Source organism: uncultured Paracoccus sp., assembly GCF_947496875.1.
GTDB lineage: Bacteria > Pseudomonadota > Alphaproteobacteria > Rhodobacterales > Rhodobacteraceae > Paracoccus.
In genome coordinates, this window is the sequence record NZ_CANMEH010000002.1 from 144950 (window position 1) to 161815 (window position 16866).

At 67.5% G+C, this 16866-nt stretch carries 14 protein-coding genes; 6 read left to right on the forward strand and 8 right to left on the reverse strand.

Annotation, left to right across the window (positions count from 1 at the left end; all coding sequences use genetic code 11):
- The first annotated feature begins 54 nt into the window (after nucleotides 1-54).
- Nucleotides 55-729: a YitT family protein gene (locus tag Q0938_RS02925; RefSeq protein ID WP_299358961.1), complete on the forward strand. Its 675-nt coding sequence runs from the start codon at nucleotides 55-57 to the stop codon at nucleotides 727-729.
- A 20-nt stretch (nucleotides 730-749) separates the two neighbouring features.
- Here the strand turns inward: Q0938_RS02925 and Q0938_RS02930 are convergent, their stop codons facing one another.
- Nucleotides 750-1094 (reverse strand): ArsC/Spx/MgsR family protein, encoded by a 345-nt coding sequence (locus Q0938_RS02930; RefSeq protein WP_299358963.1) that lies wholly within the window; start codon nucleotides 1092-1094, stop codon nucleotides 750-752.
- A gap of 114 nt (nucleotides 1095-1208) precedes the next feature.
- Nucleotides 1209-2519, reverse strand: coding sequence for a DUF3422 family protein (locus Q0938_RS02935; RefSeq protein WP_299358965.1), 1311 nt, complete (start codon nucleotides 2517-2519; stop codon nucleotides 1209-1211).
- A 136-nt stretch (nucleotides 2520-2655) separates the two neighbouring features.
- On the opposite strand from Q0938_RS02935, the gene Q0938_RS02940 reads away from it, so the two are divergent.
- Complete coding sequence (locus Q0938_RS02940; RefSeq protein ID WP_299358967.1) at nucleotides 2656-3165, forward strand: L,D-transpeptidase family protein; 510 nt, start codon at nucleotides 2656-2658, stop codon at nucleotides 3163-3165.
- Nucleotides 3166-3263: 98 nt separating this feature from the next.
- On the opposite strand, the gene Q0938_RS02945 is transcribed toward Q0938_RS02940, so the two are convergent.
- The 4 genes from Q0938_RS02945 to Q0938_RS02960 all read right to left on the reverse strand — a co-directional run bounded on the left by Q0938_RS02945 (nucleotide 3264) and on the right by Q0938_RS02960 (nucleotide 9446).
- Nucleotides 3264-4763, reverse strand: coding sequence for an NAD(P)(+) transhydrogenase (Re/Si-specific) subunit beta (locus Q0938_RS02945; RefSeq protein WP_299359596.1), 1500 nt, complete (start codon nucleotides 4761-4763; stop codon nucleotides 3264-3266).
- 76 nt (nucleotides 4764-4839) lie between these two features.
- On the reverse strand, nucleotides 4840-6411 hold the full coding sequence (locus Q0938_RS02950) for a Re/Si-specific NAD(P)(+) transhydrogenase subunit alpha (protein ID WP_299358969.1): 1572 nt from the start codon (nucleotides 6409-6411) through the stop codon (nucleotides 4840-4842).
- Between the two features lie 113 nt (nucleotides 6412-6524).
- Nucleotides 6525-8660, reverse strand: a complete 2136-nt coding sequence (locus Q0938_RS02955) for a malate synthase G (RefSeq protein ID WP_299358972.1) — start codon at nucleotides 8658-8660, stop codon at nucleotides 6525-6527.
- Nucleotides 8661-8810: 150 nt separating this feature from the next.
- Nucleotides 8811-9446: a hypothetical protein gene (locus Q0938_RS02960; RefSeq protein WP_299358974.1), complete on the reverse strand. Its 636-nt coding sequence runs from the start codon at nucleotides 9444-9446 to the stop codon at nucleotides 8811-8813.
- Between the two features lie 156 nt (nucleotides 9447-9602).
- Here Q0938_RS02960 and pepN point away from each other — a divergent pair, with 156 nt between their 5' ends.
- Together pepN and Q0938_RS02970 are read left to right on the forward strand one after the other, a co-directional pair.
- Nucleotides 9603-12215: an aminopeptidase N gene (pepN, locus tag Q0938_RS02965; RefSeq protein ID WP_299358975.1), complete on the forward strand. Its 2613-nt coding sequence runs from the start codon at nucleotides 9603-9605 to the stop codon at nucleotides 12213-12215.
- Nucleotides 12216-12220: 5 nt separating this feature from the next.
- On the forward strand, nucleotides 12221-13171 hold the full coding sequence (locus tag Q0938_RS02970; RefSeq protein ID WP_299358977.1) for a lysophospholipid acyltransferase family protein: 951 nt from the start codon (nucleotides 12221-12223) through the stop codon (nucleotides 13169-13171).
- Between the two features lie 28 nt (nucleotides 13172-13199).
- Here the strand turns inward: Q0938_RS02970 and proB are convergent, their stop codons facing one another.
- Nucleotides 13200-14354 (reverse strand): glutamate 5-kinase, encoded by a 1155-nt coding sequence (gene proB, locus Q0938_RS02975; RefSeq protein WP_299358979.1) that lies wholly within the window; start codon nucleotides 14352-14354, stop codon nucleotides 13200-13202.
- Complete coding sequence (obgE, locus tag Q0938_RS02980) at nucleotides 14342-15373, reverse strand: GTPase ObgE (RefSeq protein ID WP_299358981.1); 1032 nt, start codon at nucleotides 15371-15373, stop codon at nucleotides 14342-14344. Before obgE ends, proB begins: the two co-directional genes overlap by 13 nt.
- Nucleotides 15374-15536: 163 nt before the next feature.
- Between obgE and Q0938_RS02985 the strand changes: the two genes are divergently transcribed.
- Together Q0938_RS02985 and Q0938_RS02990 are read left to right on the forward strand one after the other, a co-directional pair.
- On the forward strand, nucleotides 15537-15659 hold the full coding sequence (locus Q0938_RS02985) for a hypothetical protein (RefSeq protein WP_299358983.1): 123 nt from the start codon (nucleotides 15537-15539) through the stop codon (nucleotides 15657-15659).
- A gap of 17 nt (nucleotides 15660-15676) precedes the next feature.
- Nucleotides 15677-16774 carry a hypothetical protein gene (locus tag Q0938_RS02990; protein ID WP_299358985.1) on the forward strand — a complete coding sequence of 366 codons (1098 nt, stop codon included), beginning with the start codon at nucleotides 15677-15679 and terminating at the stop codon, nucleotides 16772-16774.
- Nucleotides 16775-16866: the final 92 nt, after the last annotated feature.

Genomic DNA, 16866 nt, shown 5'->3' on the forward strand with positions numbered 1-16866 from the left:
CCGTTTCCGGCGCGCCGGCTTGCCAGTGATGCGCCCGGCCAGCTAAGCGCAGGCATGATCAAGCGATCCACTCCCCCTCAGAGCCCGGCCCCCCACGGGCTCGACACCGGTCCGGTGCCCCTGCGGGTTCCGAACCCGCCGAAGCCGCACAGCCGGCTCGAGGACGCGCAGGGTATCGCCTACGGCAGTTTCATGGCGGCCGTGGCGATCCTGCTGCTGACCCATCTGGGCTTTGTGACGGGCCAGACCGCAGGTGCGGCCATCCTGATCTCCTATGCGACCGGCTGGGCATTCGGACCGGTTTTCTTCGCGATCAACCTGCCCTTCTACTGGCTGGGATATCGCCGCTTCGGCACGACCTTCGTCGTCAAGAGCGTCCTGGCCGTCGGCCTGCTGTCACTGCTGACGGCATGGCTGCCCGCGCATCTGGTCTTCGGCCATGTCGACTCGTTCGTCGGCGCGGTGCTCACCGGGGCTCTGACCGGCAGCGCCCTGCTGGCGCTGTTCCGGCACGGCGCCAGCCTTGGCGGCATCGGGATCGTCGGGCTCTATGTGCAGGAAGCGACGGGCTTCCGGGCCGGGTGGGTGCAGCTGATCTTCGATGCGCTGCTCTTTGCGCTGGCGCTGACGCTGCGCGACCTGCCGACGGTCGCGTGGTCCTTTCTTGGCGCCGTGATCCTGAACGCGGTCATCGCCGTGAATCACCGCCGCGACCGCTACCTCGCGTGAGCGTCATGCCGCGAAGGATCTCAGGCGGGGACCCCAAGCGCCCGCTTGACGTTCGCGGTCCAGCCCAGCAGGTGCTGATCCTCGGCAATCATGGCCGGGCGTTTCATCAGCGCCGGCTTGGCCGCGATCATGTCAGTGGCAGGGGCGGCGCGCTCCTCCTCGGACATGCCCCGCCAGGTCAGGCTGGCGCGGTTGACCAGCTTGTCGCCGAAACGCTGCAGCAGCGCCTGACGTTCGGTGTCGTCCAGTGGATCCTTGCCGACGTCGCGGAATGCGACGGTCCAGCCGGCCTCGGTCAACGCCGCCTGCGCCTTCTGGCAGGTCGAACAATGCGCCAGACCGTACATCTGCAGCGTACGTGCCATTCCGCCGGATCAGATCAGCGGCACAAAGGGGATGCCGCAGGCGGACAGCGCCATCAGCGCGGCAAGTGACATAATGACCTTCATCGCGAACCTCTCTCGCTTCCGGGGACGTCTTCAGTGACCATCCGGGCCGTCATGCAGCCGTGCCCTGATCCGACGGATCGCCAGCCACACGCCCAGCACGACCACCGGGGTCAGCGTAGCCAGCAACAGCGTCTTGTCCATCCCCACCGCTGCCGCGACCGGATGCACCGCATAACCGAGCAGACCCACCGCATAATAGCTGATCGCCACGACCGACAGGCCCTCGACCGTGTGCTGCAGCCGCAGCTGCAGGTCGGCGCGCCGGTCCATGCGGGCCAGCAGCGACTGGTTCTGCGCGCTGCGCTGCACGTCGACGCGGGTGCGCAGCAATTCGCCCGCGCGGCCCGCACGGTCGATCATGGTGGCAAGCCGGCGCCGCGCCGACTTGACCGTCCGCATCGCGGGCTCATAGCGGCGGGCCATGAACTCCTGGATCATCTGCCGCCCCTCGAAGCGATCCTCGCGCAGAGCGGCGATGCGATCATGAACGATCGCCTCATAGGCCTCGGTGGCGCCGAACCGGAAGCTGTGCTGCATCGCCGCCCCTTCCAGCCGCGACGACAGGTCCAGCAGTTCGTGCAGCACGGCCTCGGGCACGCTGGCATCCGAGGCCATGCCCTCGACCAGCCCGGTCAGGCGGGGGTCCAGCGTGTTCAGTCGTTCCGTCAGGTCGCGGGCCCGGGGCAGGCCGAGCATCGACATGGCCCGGTAGGTTTCCAGTTCGAGCAGCCGCTGCACGACCCGGCCGATCCGCCCCGGTCCGATGCCCGGAGGGACAAACACCGCGAACCGCATCCATCCGGCCGGGTCGATGCGGAAATCCCCGGCTGCCACGCCAGCCCCGTCCAGCACCCAGCTGACTGCCAGCCCTTCCGGCGCAAACCACTGTTCCACCAGCGGCAGCACCTCATCGGGATCGTCCGGCAGCATCTCGACCTGGATCATGACCGCGGCCAGTCGCCTGCCCGGCGCGCGAGCCTGCCAGTCGGCGGGAAAAATGTCCGCCAGTGCCGGGTCAAAGGGCCGCGGCGGTGACCCGGGCTCGATGGCGGTATAGCTGACGAACTCGGCATGGCCCTCCCATCGAAGGGCGTGACGGCCGAGCGTCGCGGTGTAGTGGCTGGTGCCGGGCTGGGGATCCGGCGCCCCGTGGCGGCGGGTCAGATCGGCCAGATGGGCCAGATCGCGGCCCCTGTCGCGATTTACCGCGTCGCGGGGTTCCTTGAAGCCCAGCATCACCACCGTACAGGGCGCCTTGATCCGCGGACTGGGACGGGCGTGCAGTTCGTTGACCAGCGGGTAGCGCAGGGGGTGATCGGGGCCGATGGGCGTGTCTGTCATGGCGTGCAGCATAAATGTCCCGCTTGCCACCACAATCCGCTGCTTCAGCAATCCTCGTTCTTTCGTGATCTTCGTGGCAGTTGTGCCAGCCGGACAGGAGCGGCAGACTCACGCGAAAAGGCGAGGGCAGGCACACATGCGCAGATCACTCATCCTGACCGGGGCCACGCTGGTCGTCGCGATGGTCGCTTCGTGCGGCCCCAGCAAGTTCAAGACCTATGACGGACCGCCGGTGACCCAGATCACGGTGAACAAGTCGGCGCGGCAGATGCTGCTGTTCAGCGGCGATGCGCTGCTCGGCGCCTATCCTGTCGGCCTGGGAAACGAGCCGGTCGGCCACAAGACCGCGTCGGGTGACGGCAAGACGCCCGAGGGCACCTACTACATCGACCGGCGCAACCCCGACAGCGCCTATCACCTGTCCCTGGGCGTGTCCTACCCCGATCCCAACGACGTGGCCGCGTCGAACCTGCTTGGCGTTGACCCGGGCGGCGACATCTTCATTCACGGACAGGGTCCCGAAGGACGGGCCAAGGCGCCCCATCTGCGGGACTGGACCGCCGGCTGCATCGCCGTGACCGACGACCAGATCGAGGATCTGTATGCAATGATCCAGGACGGGACCCCGATTACCATCAATCCGTGATTGGTGCCGCGGTTCACGCCCGACAACACCAGCGACTGCCGATAATGAAAGAACCCCCGCCACTGGCGGGGGTTCGTTGTTGTCTGCTGCCGGTCAGGTCAGTCGATCAGCGGCAGCAGCGAGTCCACGGACTTTTTGGCGTCGCCATAGAACATTCGCGTGTTCTCCTTGTAGAACAGCGGGTTCTCGATCCCGGAATAGCCGGTGCCCTGCCCGCGCTTGCTGACGAAGACGTTCTTGGCCTTCCAGACCTCCAGCACCGGCATGCCGGCGATCGGGCTGTTCGGGTCTTCCTGCGCGGCCGGATTCACGATGTCGTTCGACCCGATGACGATCGCCACGTCGGTCGAGGGGAAGTCATCGTTGATCTCGTCCATCTCCAGCACGATGTCATAGGGCACCTTCGCCTCGGCCAGCAGCACGTTCATGTGCCCCGGCAGGCGCCCGGCAACGGGGTGAATGGCGAAGCGGACCTGCTTGCCGGCCGCGCGCAGCTTGCGCACCAGCTCGCTGACGGATTGCTGCGCCTGTGCCACCGCCATGCCGTAACCCGGCACGATCACCACGCTGTCGGCTTCGTTCAGGGCCTGGGCCACGCTTTCGGCGTCGATGGCGATCTGCTCGCCCTCGATGGCCATGGCCGGACCCGCCTCGCCCCCGAACCCGCCCAGGATGACGCTGATGAACGACCGGTTCATTGCGCGGCACATGATGTAGCTCAGGATCGCACCGGAGGAACCAACCAGCGCGCCGGTCACGATCAGCAGATCGTTCGACAGCGTGAAGCCGATCATCGCCGCGGCCCAGCCGGAATAGCTGTTCAGCATCGAGACGACCACCGGCATGTCGGCGCCGCCGATCCCCATGATCAGGCTCCACCCGATGAAGCCTGCCAGCAGCATGATCAGCACCAGCCAGAACAGGCCCGGGCCAACACCGGCCACGTAGAGGATCATGAACAGCAGCGACGCGAGCGCCGCGGCCAGGTTGGTCATGTGGCCGCCGCGGACCTTCTTCGGCTTGCCGTCGATCTTGCCGGCAAGCTTGCCGTAGGCGACTACCGACCCGGTGAAGGTCACCGCCCCGATGAACACGCCCAGCGCAACCTCGATCTTGAGCATCGCGATCTCTGCCGGCGTCTTGTGCGCCAGCATCGCCGCAAAGCCCCTGAGCGAAGCCCATGCCGCGCCGGCACGCTCTAGCGCCACCGGGTCAGGGTTGGGCTCGAGGACGGTGCGGCCCAGGCGCAGGACGCGGCCCAGTTCGATCTGGGCGTTCAGCCCGATCAGAACCGCGGCCAGACCCACCAAGCTGTGCATTCCCGCCACAAGCTGTGGCATCTCGGTCATCTGCACGCGCTTGGCGAGGAAGAACCCGACAGTCCCGCCGATTGCGATCATCAGGATCGACAGCCACCAGTTGCCGACCCCGGGGCCGAACAGCGTGGCCAGAACGGCCAGCCCCATGCCGACGATGCCGTACCAGATCGCGCGCTTGGCGCTTTCCTGACCCGACAGGCCGCCCAGCGACAGGATGAACAGCACCGCGGCGACGACATATGTCGCAGTGGTGAAGCCATAGGCGGGCAGCGCCTCCATCAGGCCCGGCGCACCCTGGATGACGACCGCATTGTCGGGCGCCGTGGTGATCACAGTGGTCTCCATCAGCGCCTCCTCACGACTTCTGGAACATGGAGAGCATCCGGCGTGTGACCAGGAAGCCCCCGAAGATGTTGATGGCGGTCATCAGGACCGCCAGCGCGCCCAGGATTACGACCCAAGCCGAGCCCGAGCCGATCTGCATCAGCGCGCCAAGGATCACGATCGACGAGATCGCGTTCGTGACCGCCATCAATGGCGTGTGGAGCGAATGGGCCACGTTCCAGATCACGTTGAACCCGACGAAGCACGCCAGCACAAACACGATGAAGTGCGACAGGAACGACGCCGGCGCGAACAGGCCGATCAGCAGCATGACTGCGCCGCCAGCGACCAGCATGCCGACCTGCGACCGGGTCTGCTCGCGGAACGCGGCGATCTCGTTGGCGCGGCGTTCCTCGACGGTCAGTTCACGCTGCCGTTCCTTGGGTTTGGCCGCCGCGATCGCCTGCACCTTGGGTGGCGGTGGCGGATAGGTGATGTCGCCCTGGTAGGTCACGGTCGAGCCACGGATGACGTCGTCATCCATGTTGTGAACCAGCGTCCCATCCTTGCCGGGGGTCAGGTCGGCAAGCATGTGGCGGACGTTGTTGCCGTAGAGTTCGGACGACTGCGCCGCCATGCGCGACGGAAAATCGGTATAGCCTATGATCGTCACGCCGTTGTCGGTCACGATCTTCTGGTCCGGAACCGTCAGGTCGCAGTTGCCGCCCCGTTCCGCGGCCAGGTCGACGACGACGCTGCCGGAGCGCATCATCTCGACCATGTCGGCGGTCCACAGCTTGGGGGCCGGCCGGCCAGGGATCAGCGCCGTGGTGATGACGATGTCCATGTCGGGGGCGAGTTCGCGAAACTTCTCCAGCTGCTTGGCAAGAAACTCCGGCGAGGAGGGCTTGGCATAGCCGCCCGTTTCCGACCCGTCCTGCGAGTCCTGGAAGTCGAGATAGACGAACTCGGCGCCCATGGACTCGATCTGCTCGGCCACCTCGGGGCGGACGTCGAAGGCATAGACCTGCGCGCCCAGGCTGGTGGCCGCACCGATCGCGGCCAGCCCGGCCACGCCGGCCCCGACGATCAGGATCTTGGCGGGGGGAACCTTGCCCGCGGCAGTCACCTGGCCGGTGAAGAACCGGCCGAAATTGTTGGCCGCCTCGATCACCGCGCGATAGCCCGCGATGTTCGCCATCGAGGACAGGGCGTCCATCTTCTGCGCCCGGCTGATCCGCGGGACCATGTCCATCGCCAGAACGTTGACGCCCCGTTCGCGCGCCTTTTCCAGCAACTCGGCATTCTGACCTGGGTAGAAGAACGAGATCAGGTTCTGCCCCTCGTCCATGCGGCCCAGCTCGTCTTCGCTCGGCGGACGCACCTTGACGATGGTGTCGACCGCGTCGGTCAGCGCCGCGGCGTCGGGCAGCACGGTGACGCCGGCCCGTTCGTACAATGCGTCAGAAAAACCGGCCAGTTCGCCTGCGCCGGACTGCACGAATACCTCGTGGCCGAGTTTCTGCAGATGAGCAGCCGACGAAGGGGTGACGGCGACACGCGCCTCGCCCTCGGTCGTTTCCTTCAATGCGCCAACCTTCACCGGCGATCTCCCCTTTCCGCATCAGCGTTGTCGTCCTAGCCCGCGCAAGAATCTTTCACAAGTGCGGCCGCTATCGTATGGAAACACGCCCCGGCCTTCGCCGGGACACGTTGTCAGCCCCGCGCCTTCGCCTGCTGGCGGCGGCGATGCAGTGCGGGTTCCGTATAGCCCGACGGCTGCGCACGCGCCTGGAAGATCAGGTCGCAGGCGGCCTGGAACGCCACTCCATCATAGCCGGGCCCCATCGGCCGATAGGCGGGATCGCCTTCGTTCTGGCGATCGACCACCTGGGCCATCCGGCGCAGCGTGTCCATCACCTGGGATTCGCTGATGATCCCGTGATGCAGCCAGTTGGCCAGCGCCTGGGACGAGATCCGCAGCGTTGCCCGATCTTCCATCAGGCCGACGTCGTGGATGTCGGGAACCTTGGAACAGCCGACCCCCTGATCCACCCAGCGCACCACGTAGCCGAGGATGGACTGGCAGTTGTTGTCCAGCTCGGCCCGGATTTCCGCGTCCGAATAGTTCCGCCCCCGCGCCAGCGGCAAGGTCAGCAGGTCATCCAGCCGGTCGGGCCGGTTGGCGGCGCTGATTTCCGCCTGGCGCGCGGCGACGTCCACGAGATGGTAATGCGTGGCGTGCAGCGTGGCCGCCGTGGGGCTGGGCACCCACGCCGTCGAGGCCCCGGCCCGCGGATGGCCGATCTTGGCCTGCAACATGTCCGCCATGCGGTCCGGCATTGCCCACATGCCCTTGCCGATCTGCGCCTTTCCGGCCAGTCCGCAGCGCAGGCCGATATCGACGTTGCGATCCTCGTAGGCCGAGATCCACGGCTGGTCCTTCATCTCGCCCTTGGCGAGCATCGGGCCGGCCTCCATCCCGGTGTGGATCTCGTCGCCGGTGCGATCGAGGAAGCCGGTGTTGATGAATGCGACACGATGGCGGGCCGCATGGATGCAGGCGGCAAGGTTCGCCGAGGTGCGCCGTTCCTCGTCCATGATCCCCAGCTTGACCGTGTTGCGCGGCAGCCCCAGCACATCCTCGACCCGGTCGAAGATCTCGCCGGCAAAGGCGACCTCCTCGGGTCCGTGCATCTTGGGCTTGACCACGTAGACGGAGCCGTGAAGCGAGTTCCGGGGTCCCTCGGTCTTCTTCAGGTCGTGCATCGCGCAGAGCGTGGTGAGCATCGCGTCGAGCAGGCCCTCGAACACCTCCGCGCCGGTGTCGTCCAGCACCGCGGGCGTGGTCATCAGGTGACCGACATTGCGCACCAGCATCAGCGCGCGGCCCTTGGCCGTCACGGTGCCGCCGTCGGGTCCCGTAAAGGTCAGGTCGTCGTTCAGGCGGCGGGTGATCTCGCGGCCATTCTTCTGCAGCGTCTCGGTCAAGGTCCCGTCCATCAGACCCAGCCAGTTCGTATAGACCGTGGTCTTGTCGGCGCCGTCCACGGCTGCCACGGAATCCTCGCAGTCCATGATGACCGAGATTGCCGATTCCAGTCGGATGTCGGAAATCGCTGCCCTGTCCTGCTTGCCAACGGTGGTGGCCGCATCGATCACCAGCTGGATCAGCAGGCCGTTGTTGCGCAGGAACACCGCGTCGGGCCGATCGGCGCTGCCCTGATGTCCCGCGAACTGCGAGCCGTCGCGCAGGGCGGGCGTCAGGTTGCCGTCCCCGACGCTGATCGCGTCGATGTCACGCCACGATCCCCCCTGCAGCGGCACCGCCTTGTCCAGGAAGTCCCTGCCCCAGTCGATCACCTTCTGCCCGCGCGCCTGATCATAGCCGGCCGCATCCGCGGTGCCCTCGATCGCGTCGGTGCCGTAGAGGGCGTCGTACAGGGATCCCCAGCGGGCATTCGCCGCGTTCAGCGCATAGCGCGCGTTCATCACCGGCACGACGAGCTGCGGCCCTGCGATGTGGGCGATCTCGGGGTCGATGCCGGTGGTCTCGATGCTGAACGGCGCCGGCTCGGGCACCAGGTAGCCGATCTCTTCCAGCATGTTGCGATACGCAGCCGGGTCGTCGAGCTTTCCCCGGTGCGCGCAGTGCCAGGCGTCGATCTGTTCCTGCAACTGATCGCGGCGGTCCAGCAGGCCCCTGTTGCGGGGGGTCATGTCACGGATCAGCCCGGCCAGGCCCTCCCAGAACCGTTCGGCGGAAACATCGGTGCCGGGCAGCGCGCGATCATCCACGAATCGGGCAAGAGCCTCGTCAACCTGCAGGCCGGCCTTGTTGATCCTCGTCATCGTTCCGTCGCTCCTGCTTGGCTGAATCTGGCAGACGTTAATGGGACGGGCCGGAACCCGCAACCTGACAGGCATCTGCCGAAATGCGAAGCGGCCGCAGTGTCGAACACTGCGGCCGCAACATGACCCGAACGGGTGTGCGCGAGGCGATCAGTTGGTCGGCGTGACCGGGACCGTGGTGGTGGTCGTGTCCGCGTCCGCATCGGCCGCACCGTCGGTGGTCGCGGCAGCGTCAGCCGGCTCGGCAGCATCGGCGTCAGCCGGAGCGGTCGTGTCGGTGGTCGCGGTCGTGTCGGTCGTGGTGGTGTCCATAGTCGCCGTGTCGGCGGCTTCGGTATCAGTCACCGCAGTGTCGGTGGTCGCCGTGTCGGCTGCGTCCGCATCCGCGTCCTCTAGCGGCACGGTCGCGGTGTCGGTGGTCACGTCGGTCGTGGTCTCGGTTTCGACCTCGACGGCTTCGGTGTCGGTGGTCGTGGTCAGATCGGCGGCCGGCTCGGTCGTCGTTGCCGTGTCGGTCACGGCCGGGGTGGTGTCGACCGTGGTCGTCGTCGTCTCGGTCTCCTCGACCACGACTTCGTCGTCGCCCATGAACGTCGACAGCAGCCACCAGGCCAGCGCGAGGGCCAGCAGGATCCCGATGATCAGCGGCAGCGGCGAGGCCTTCTTTTCGACCGGCTCGACATAGGTTTCGGTCACAACCGTGTTGTTGCGGGCTGCAGGGTCCACCGGACGGTTCGGGTCTGTCGCGTTGGTGCGACGGGGATCGTTGGGATCATAATTGGCCATGACAGCTCTCCTCAAACTCAATATGCGATGTGCGCGAGCGGCCCGGCCATGCGCAAGGCTGATGCCCGGCGCCGGCTTGCGACCCGGCTATCCTGCGCTTAACACGTGCCCCTGACACAAGTTCCGCGCGTGAAACCTTTTTTTGGGTGTGATCTCATGACGGCAACAACCCGCCGACTGGCGGACTGGCAACCCTATCCGTTTGCCCTGACCGAAACGCGCCTGCGCTTCGACCTGCACCCGACACGCACCCGGGTCACCGCCGAACTCGACCTTGCGTCGCGGCGGCGGGGTGCCGACCTCGTGCTGAACGGCGCCGGGTTGCGCACCCTGTCTCTGCGACTGGACGGGATCGAACCGCCGCCCGATGCGGTGGTCCAGGACGCCGAGACGCTGACCATTGCGGCGTCTGCCCTTCCCGCCGGTCCCTTCACCCTGTCGACCGAGGTGGAGATAGATCCTGCCGGCAACACCGCGCTGGAAGGGCTGTACCTGTCCGGCGGCCTGTTCTGCACGCAGTGCGAGGCCGAAGGGTTCCGCCACATCACCTGGTACCCGGACCGGCCCGACGTCATGGCGCCGTTCCGGGTGCAGATCGGGTCGGACCTGCCGGTGCTGCTGTCGAACGGCAACACGGTCGCACAGGAGCCCGGGCTGGCCGAATGGCATGATCCCTGGCCCAAGCCCAGCTATCTGTTCGCGCTGGTCGCAGGCGACCTGCAGGCGGTCCGCGACAGCTTCGTCACAATGTCCGGCCGGAACGTGGCGCTGAACGTCTGGGTCAGGCCCGACGACCTGCCGCGCGCCGGATTCGCCATGGAGGCGCTGAAGAAGTCGATGGCGTGGGACGAACGGGTCTATGGCCGGGAATACGACCTCGACGTGTTCAACATTGTCGCGGTGGACGACTTCAACATGGGGGCGATGGAGAACAAGGGGCTGAACATCTTCAACTCCAAGCTGGTGCTCGCCTCGCCCGAGACCGCCACCGACGCCGATTACGAACGCATCGAGGCGGTGATCGCGCATGAGTATTTCCACAACTGGACCGGCAACCGGATCACCTGCCGCGACTGGTTCCAGCTGTGCCTGAAGGAAGGGCTGACGGTCTTTCGTGACCAGCACTTCACCAGCGACATGCGCTCGGCCGCGGTGAAGCGGATCGAGGATGTGGTGGCCCTGCGCGCCCGCCAGTTCCGCGAGGATGCGGGACCCCTGGCGCACCCGCCGCGGCCCGACAGCTACGAAGAGATCAACAACTTCTACACCGCCACCGTGTACGAGAAGGGCGCCGAGGTCATCGGCATGCTCAAGCGACTGGTGGGCGACGCAGGTTACGCGCGCGCGCTGGATCTCTACTTCACCCGCCACGACGGGCAGGCCTGCACGATCGAGGACTGGCTGAAGGTTTTCGAGGACGCGACAGGCCGCGACCTGAGCCAGTTCAAGCGGTGGTACACCGACGCGGGCACGCCCCACGTCGTGCTGACCGAGGACTGGGCCGCGGGGGACACCGGCGGCACCCTCACGCTTACCCTCAGCCAGTCGACCGCGGCGACTCCGGGCCAGCCGGACAAGCCGGCGAGGGTCATCCCGGTTGCCGTGGGGCTGATCGGCCCCAACGGCCACGAGGTCCGGTCGACCGAACTCCTGGAACTGACCGAGCCCACGCGGGAATGGCGGTTCGAGCAACTCGGGGCGCGCCCGGTCGTGTCCGCGCTGCGCGGCTTCTCCGCACCGATCGTGCTGCGCCGTCAGCTTTCCGAGGCCAACCGGGCGCTGCTGCTGGCGCATGACACCGACCCGTTCTGCCGCTGGGAGGCGGGACGATCGCTAGGGCTCGACGCCCTGATCGCGCGGGCGGGCGGTCAGATGGATGCGGGTGGTGCCTACATCAGTGCGATCGGCGATTTTCTGGGCGGCGCGGAATCCGACCCGGGATTTGCGGCGCTGGTCCTGCGCCTTCCGCCCGACGAAGAGGTCGCGGCGGTCATCTTCGACCGCGGCATGATCCCTGATCCGGACGCGATCCATGCGGCGCGCGAGGCCCTTGCGACCGATCTGGCCCGCGCACATGAACGGGTGCTTGCGCAGCTTCATGACGCCATGGCGGTCCCGGGCCCCTATTCCCCCGATGCGGCGGCGGCCGGTCGGCGGGCCCTCAGGCTAGACGCGCTCGGGCTGCTGTCGCGGCTGGATGGCGGCGGACGTGCCCGGGCCTTGTGGAACGATGCCAGCAACATGACCGAGAGAATGGGAGCCCTGGGCAACCTGGTTCGCCTGGACCAGGCCGCGGCTGCGCTGGCGGAGATGGAGGCGGAGTTCGCGGACAACCGGCTGGTCATGGACAAGTTCTTTTCCATCCAGGTGATGGCGGCACCCCGGGATCGGGCGGCGCAGGTTGCACGGCAACTGGCCGAACGCCCCGATTTTGACTGGAAGAACCCCAATCGCTTCCGGTCCCTGGTCGGCGGGCTGGCCGCCAATCACGCGGCCTTCCATGCGCCGGACGGGTCGGGCTACGACTTCGTGGCGGACTGGCTGATCCGGCTTGATCCGGTCAACCCGCAAACCACCGCGCGGATGAGCGCGGTGTTCGAGACCTGGGTGCGCTATGACGAAGGGCGGCGCGATCGGGCGAGGTTCGCGCTGACCCGTCTGGCGGATCTGCCGGGCCTGTCACGCAACACGTCGGAGATGGTCACGCGGGTTCTTGCCGCAGGCGATCCGGACGCGCTTGCGGGTTCGGGCGACCGGGGCGATAATTGATCACGATGACAACGCGCCTGACCCTAGGCGGCGACACCGCCGCACCCCCTGCCGCCCGGCAGGAGATGCAGCAGCGCCTCGATCCCCTGATCGCAGAGCGGGCCCCTTGGCTGTATTCCGGACGACCGCACCACGCGCTGGCGAGATCGGTCATGATGCGCCTGCTGCGCTATCCGCGCACCATGGATCTGGCGACCGAATTTCGCGACCTGCCAACCGAGGAGATCATGCGCCGCATCTCGGCGCTGATCGTGCGGGACCTGCGGGTCGAGGGGCTGGAAAACATTCCCGCGACCGGGCCGGCGCTGATCGTATCGAACCATCCCACGGGGATCGCGGACGGGATCGTCCTGCATGCGGTGGTGTCGGCAGTGCGCGACGACCTGTTCATCTATGCCAACCAGGACATGGTTCGGGTCCTGCCGCAGACCGAGGAACTGATCGCGCCGGTGGAATGGCGTGTGGAAAAGCGCAGCCACGCCAAGACGAAGGCCACCATGGATTACACCCGCTCGGCGCTGGGTCAGGGCCGGATCGGGCTGATCTTTCCGTCCGGTCGGCTCGCCAAGCGGCACGGGCTGAAACTGCACGAACGCCCGTGGATGGCGAGCGCCGCGATGATCGCGCGCAAGTTCGGCGCGCCGGTCATCCCGCTGCATGTCCGGGCGCGGAACTCGGCGCTGTTCTATCTGCTCGACGCCATCCACCCGACCCTGCGCGACGTGACGCTGTTCAACGAGGTGCTGAACAAGTCGGGCCACACCTACCGGATCACGATCGGAACGCCCCTCGACCCGGCGGACCTGCCCAAAAGCTCGGACGAGGGCATCGCGCTGCTGCGGCAGATGGTGCTGAACCTGCCGCCACCGGGCGCCAGTGCGGCGCGGATGTCGCATCTGCGCGAAGTGCGGCAGCGCCGCCGCGCCCGTCTGCACCGCCTGCCGAACGAAAGCTGAGGCGCATCGCGCCGGATCGGCCGGTGGCTCACGCCGTTGTCGGCGTGTCCGACGCGTCCGTGCGGGCCCGGCCGACGGCCATGTCGTCCCGGTGGACCAGCGCCGCGCGCGCCGCATAGCCCAGGATGTCTGCAATCTCGTCGCTGCGGCGGCCCTTGATCCGCCGCGCCTCGGTGGCGTTGTAGCGGACCAGCCCCTGCGCCAGCGCCTCGCCCGCGGCCCCGCGGATGGAAACGGGATCGCCGCGCCGGAAACTGCCCGTGACGGCCGTCACGCCGGCCGGCAGCAGCGACTTTCCGGCGGCCAGCGCCTGAGCCGCGCCCTCGTCCAGCACAAGTTCGCCGCGCGGCTTCATCGCCGCGATCCAGCGCTTGCGGGCGGCTTGCGGGTCGTCATGCGGCAGGAACCAGGTGACGCGGGCACCGTTCGCGACGGCGGTCAGCGGGTGGTCGACGGAGCCTTCGGCGATGGCCATGGCGCAGCCGCCCGCCACGGCGGTGCGGGCGGCCATCAGCTTGGTCTTCATCCCGCCGCGGCTGATGCCACTGACCGGATCACCGCCCATCGCCTCGATTTCCGCGGTCAGGTGCGCGACCACCGGCAGGTGGCGCGCATCGGGATCGGTCTTGGGGTTTGCGGTGTAGAGCCCGTCCACGTCCGACAGCAGCAGCAGCTGGTCCGCCCCGCAAGTCACGGCGATCTGCGCGGCCAGACGGTCGTTGTCGCCGAACCGTATCTCGTCGGTGGCGACGGTGTCGTTCTCGTTGACGATCGGCACCACGCCGAGGCCCAGAAGCGTCTGCATCGTCGCCCGGCTGTTCAGGTAGCGGCGCCGATCCTGGCTGTCCTCCAGCGTCAGCAGAATCTGGGCCGTTGTGACCCCGTGCGGGGCGAGCATTTCCTCATAGGCACGCGCGAGACGGATCTGGCCCACGGCAGCCGCGGCCTGGGCCTGCTCGAGCATCAGGGGACCGTCGGGCAGACCAAGCACCCGACGCCCCAAGGCGATCGAGCCTGACGACACCAGGATCACGTCGCTGCCGCGCCGACGCCACGCAGCCACGTCCTCGCACAGCGCGTGCAGCCAGCCGCTGCGCAACCCGGCGGCGTCGACCATCAGGGCGCTGCCGATCTTGATGACGAGGCGGCGAACCCGGGTGATGTCGGGGGTCAGGGCTGCCATGGCCGTTCGTCCGAGGGCCGCGCCTCGCCGCGCTCCGCCTCGATGCGCGTCCACAATTCGCGCAGCACCTCGGTGACCCCCTCGTGCGAGACCCCCGACATCAGCAGGACCGGACCGCCGACCACGGCCTCCAGTTCCTGCCGGCGGGCGTCGCGCGTTTCCGCGTCCAGCGCGTCGATCTTGTTGAGGACCGTCACCCGCGGCTTTTCCGCGAGCACGGGCGAATAGGCGCGCAGTTCGGCCAGGATGGTGCGCGCATCCCCCGCAACGTCGTCCGAGGTGCCGTCGACGAGGTGCAGAAGAACCTTGTTGCGTTCCACGTGACCCAGGAACTGGTCGCCCAGGCCCCTGCCCTCGGACGCACCCTCGATTAGCCCGGGGATGTCGGCCATGACGAACTCGTGCCCGTCCACCCCGACAACCCCGAGATTCGGGGTCAGGGTGGTGAACGGATAATCGGCGATCTTGGGCCGCGCATTCGATACCGCAGCCAGAAAGGTCGACTTGCCCGCATTGGGCAGGCCGACCAGCCCCGCGTCGGCGATCAGCTTCAGCCGCAGCCAGATGGTCCGTTCGATCCCCGGTTGCCCCGGATTCGCGTGGCGCGGGGCCCGGTTCGTCGAGGACTTGAAATGCAGGTTGCCGAAGCCGCCGTTGCCGCCCTGCGCAAGCCGCACGCGCTGCCCGGCCTCGGTCAGGTCGGCGATGACGGTTTCCTGATCCTCGTCCAGGATCTCGGTGCCCACCGGCACCTTCAGCACGATGTCGTCGCCAGAGGCACCGGTGCGCTGCGACCCCATCCCGTGCTGCCCCGAGCGGGCAAAGAAATGCTGCTGATACCGAAAGTCGATCAGCGTGTTCAGCCCCTCGACCGCTTCGGCCCAGACATCGCCGCCGCGTCCGCCATCACCCCCGTCGGGGCCGCCGTATTCGATGAACTTCTCGCGCCGGAACGACACGGCACCCGCGCCGCCGCCCCCCGAGCGGATATAAACCTTGGCCAGATCGAGGAATTTCATCGGGCCGTTCCTTCAGCCGTCCTGACCCGCCGTGACGGGCAAGGTGGTTGCCTAATACGTCCGCCTGACGGGCGCAAGACGTGCGCGAGGAGACAAAGCCGTTGAAAACTCATCCATTTGCCGCCGCAACCGGAACTTGCGCCGTGGGCTGACGTTCCGTTGCATGGGGACCACCCGACGCCGGTCCCACCCATTTCGCAAGGAGTTGGAGATGAGTTCAATCATTTATCTCGTCGGCCTCGTCGTGGTCATCCTGTTCATCCTGTCGTTCCTGGGGCTGCGCTAATGGTGCGGGAAACGGCCGTGACGCCGCCGCGCGGACCAGGGCCCGAGGGCTCGGACCGCAGCTATATCGACTGGGCTGCCATCCTGGCGGGCGCCGCCATCGCCGCCGGCAGTTCGGTGGTGTTGACCACCTTTGCGGCAGGGCTGGGGCTTGGCGCCATCTCGGCCGATCCGACCGAGGGCATCAGCGGCTTCGGCCTGGTTCTGACCGCCCTCTTCACGGCCATCTCGATGGTCGCGGTCTACATGCTTGGCGGCTACATCGCCGGCCGCATGCGCAAGCGGGTCGATGCGGCCGACAAGGATGAGATCACCGCCCGCGACGGCATCCACGGGCTGGTCGTCTGGGCGTTGGGCATGCTGGTCGGCGGCATGCTGGCCATGAACGCCGTCGGCAGCGGCGCCCGCGCCGTGGGTTCGGCAGCGGGCACGGCCGTCGAGGCGGCGGGGTCCGCCGTCGGCGGCGTCGCGCAGGGCGCCGGGCAACTGGCCGGTGGCGCGATCTCGGGCGTCGGCCAGATGGTCGGCGGTGCGGCATCGGGGGCCGGTCAGCTGGCCGCCGGCGCAACCGAGAATGCGGGCGAGTTGAGCGACATGCTGCCCGAAGGCATGCAGGCCAATCCGCTCGACTATCTCACCGACGGATTGCTGCGGCAGGACGAACCCGGCGCCGGCTATTCCGAGGCGGCGCTGCGCCGCGAGGTGTCGGGCATCATCATGACGCTGGTGCGCACGGGCGAGATCAGCGAGGCGGACCAGCAGTATCTGCGCTCCGCCGTCGCCGCGCGGACCGGTCTGTCCGAGGCCGAGGTGAACCAGCGCGTCCAGCAGGCAATCGCGCAGGCCCGGCAGATCCGCCAGGAGGCAGAGCAGCGGCTGGAAGAAGCCGAGCAGGCGCTGCAGCAGGCCCGCCAGGAAGCCGAGGCCGCGGTCGCGAACGCCAAGGAGGAGGCCATCCAGGCAGCCGAGAACACCCGCCAGGCCGGCGTGCTGACCGCCTTCCTTCTCGCGGCCTCGTCGCTGCTGGCCGCGGTCGCCGCCTATATCGGCGCCGTTCGCGGTGGGCGTCACCGCGACGAAAACAAGCTGTGGGGCGGTCTGCGCTATCACCGCTGAACCACATGAGACGCCAGAGAGACCCGCCACCCACGGCGGGTCTTTTTTGTGTCCGATCTTTGAAATGCCCGCCTCGCAACCCAGATCAGGGG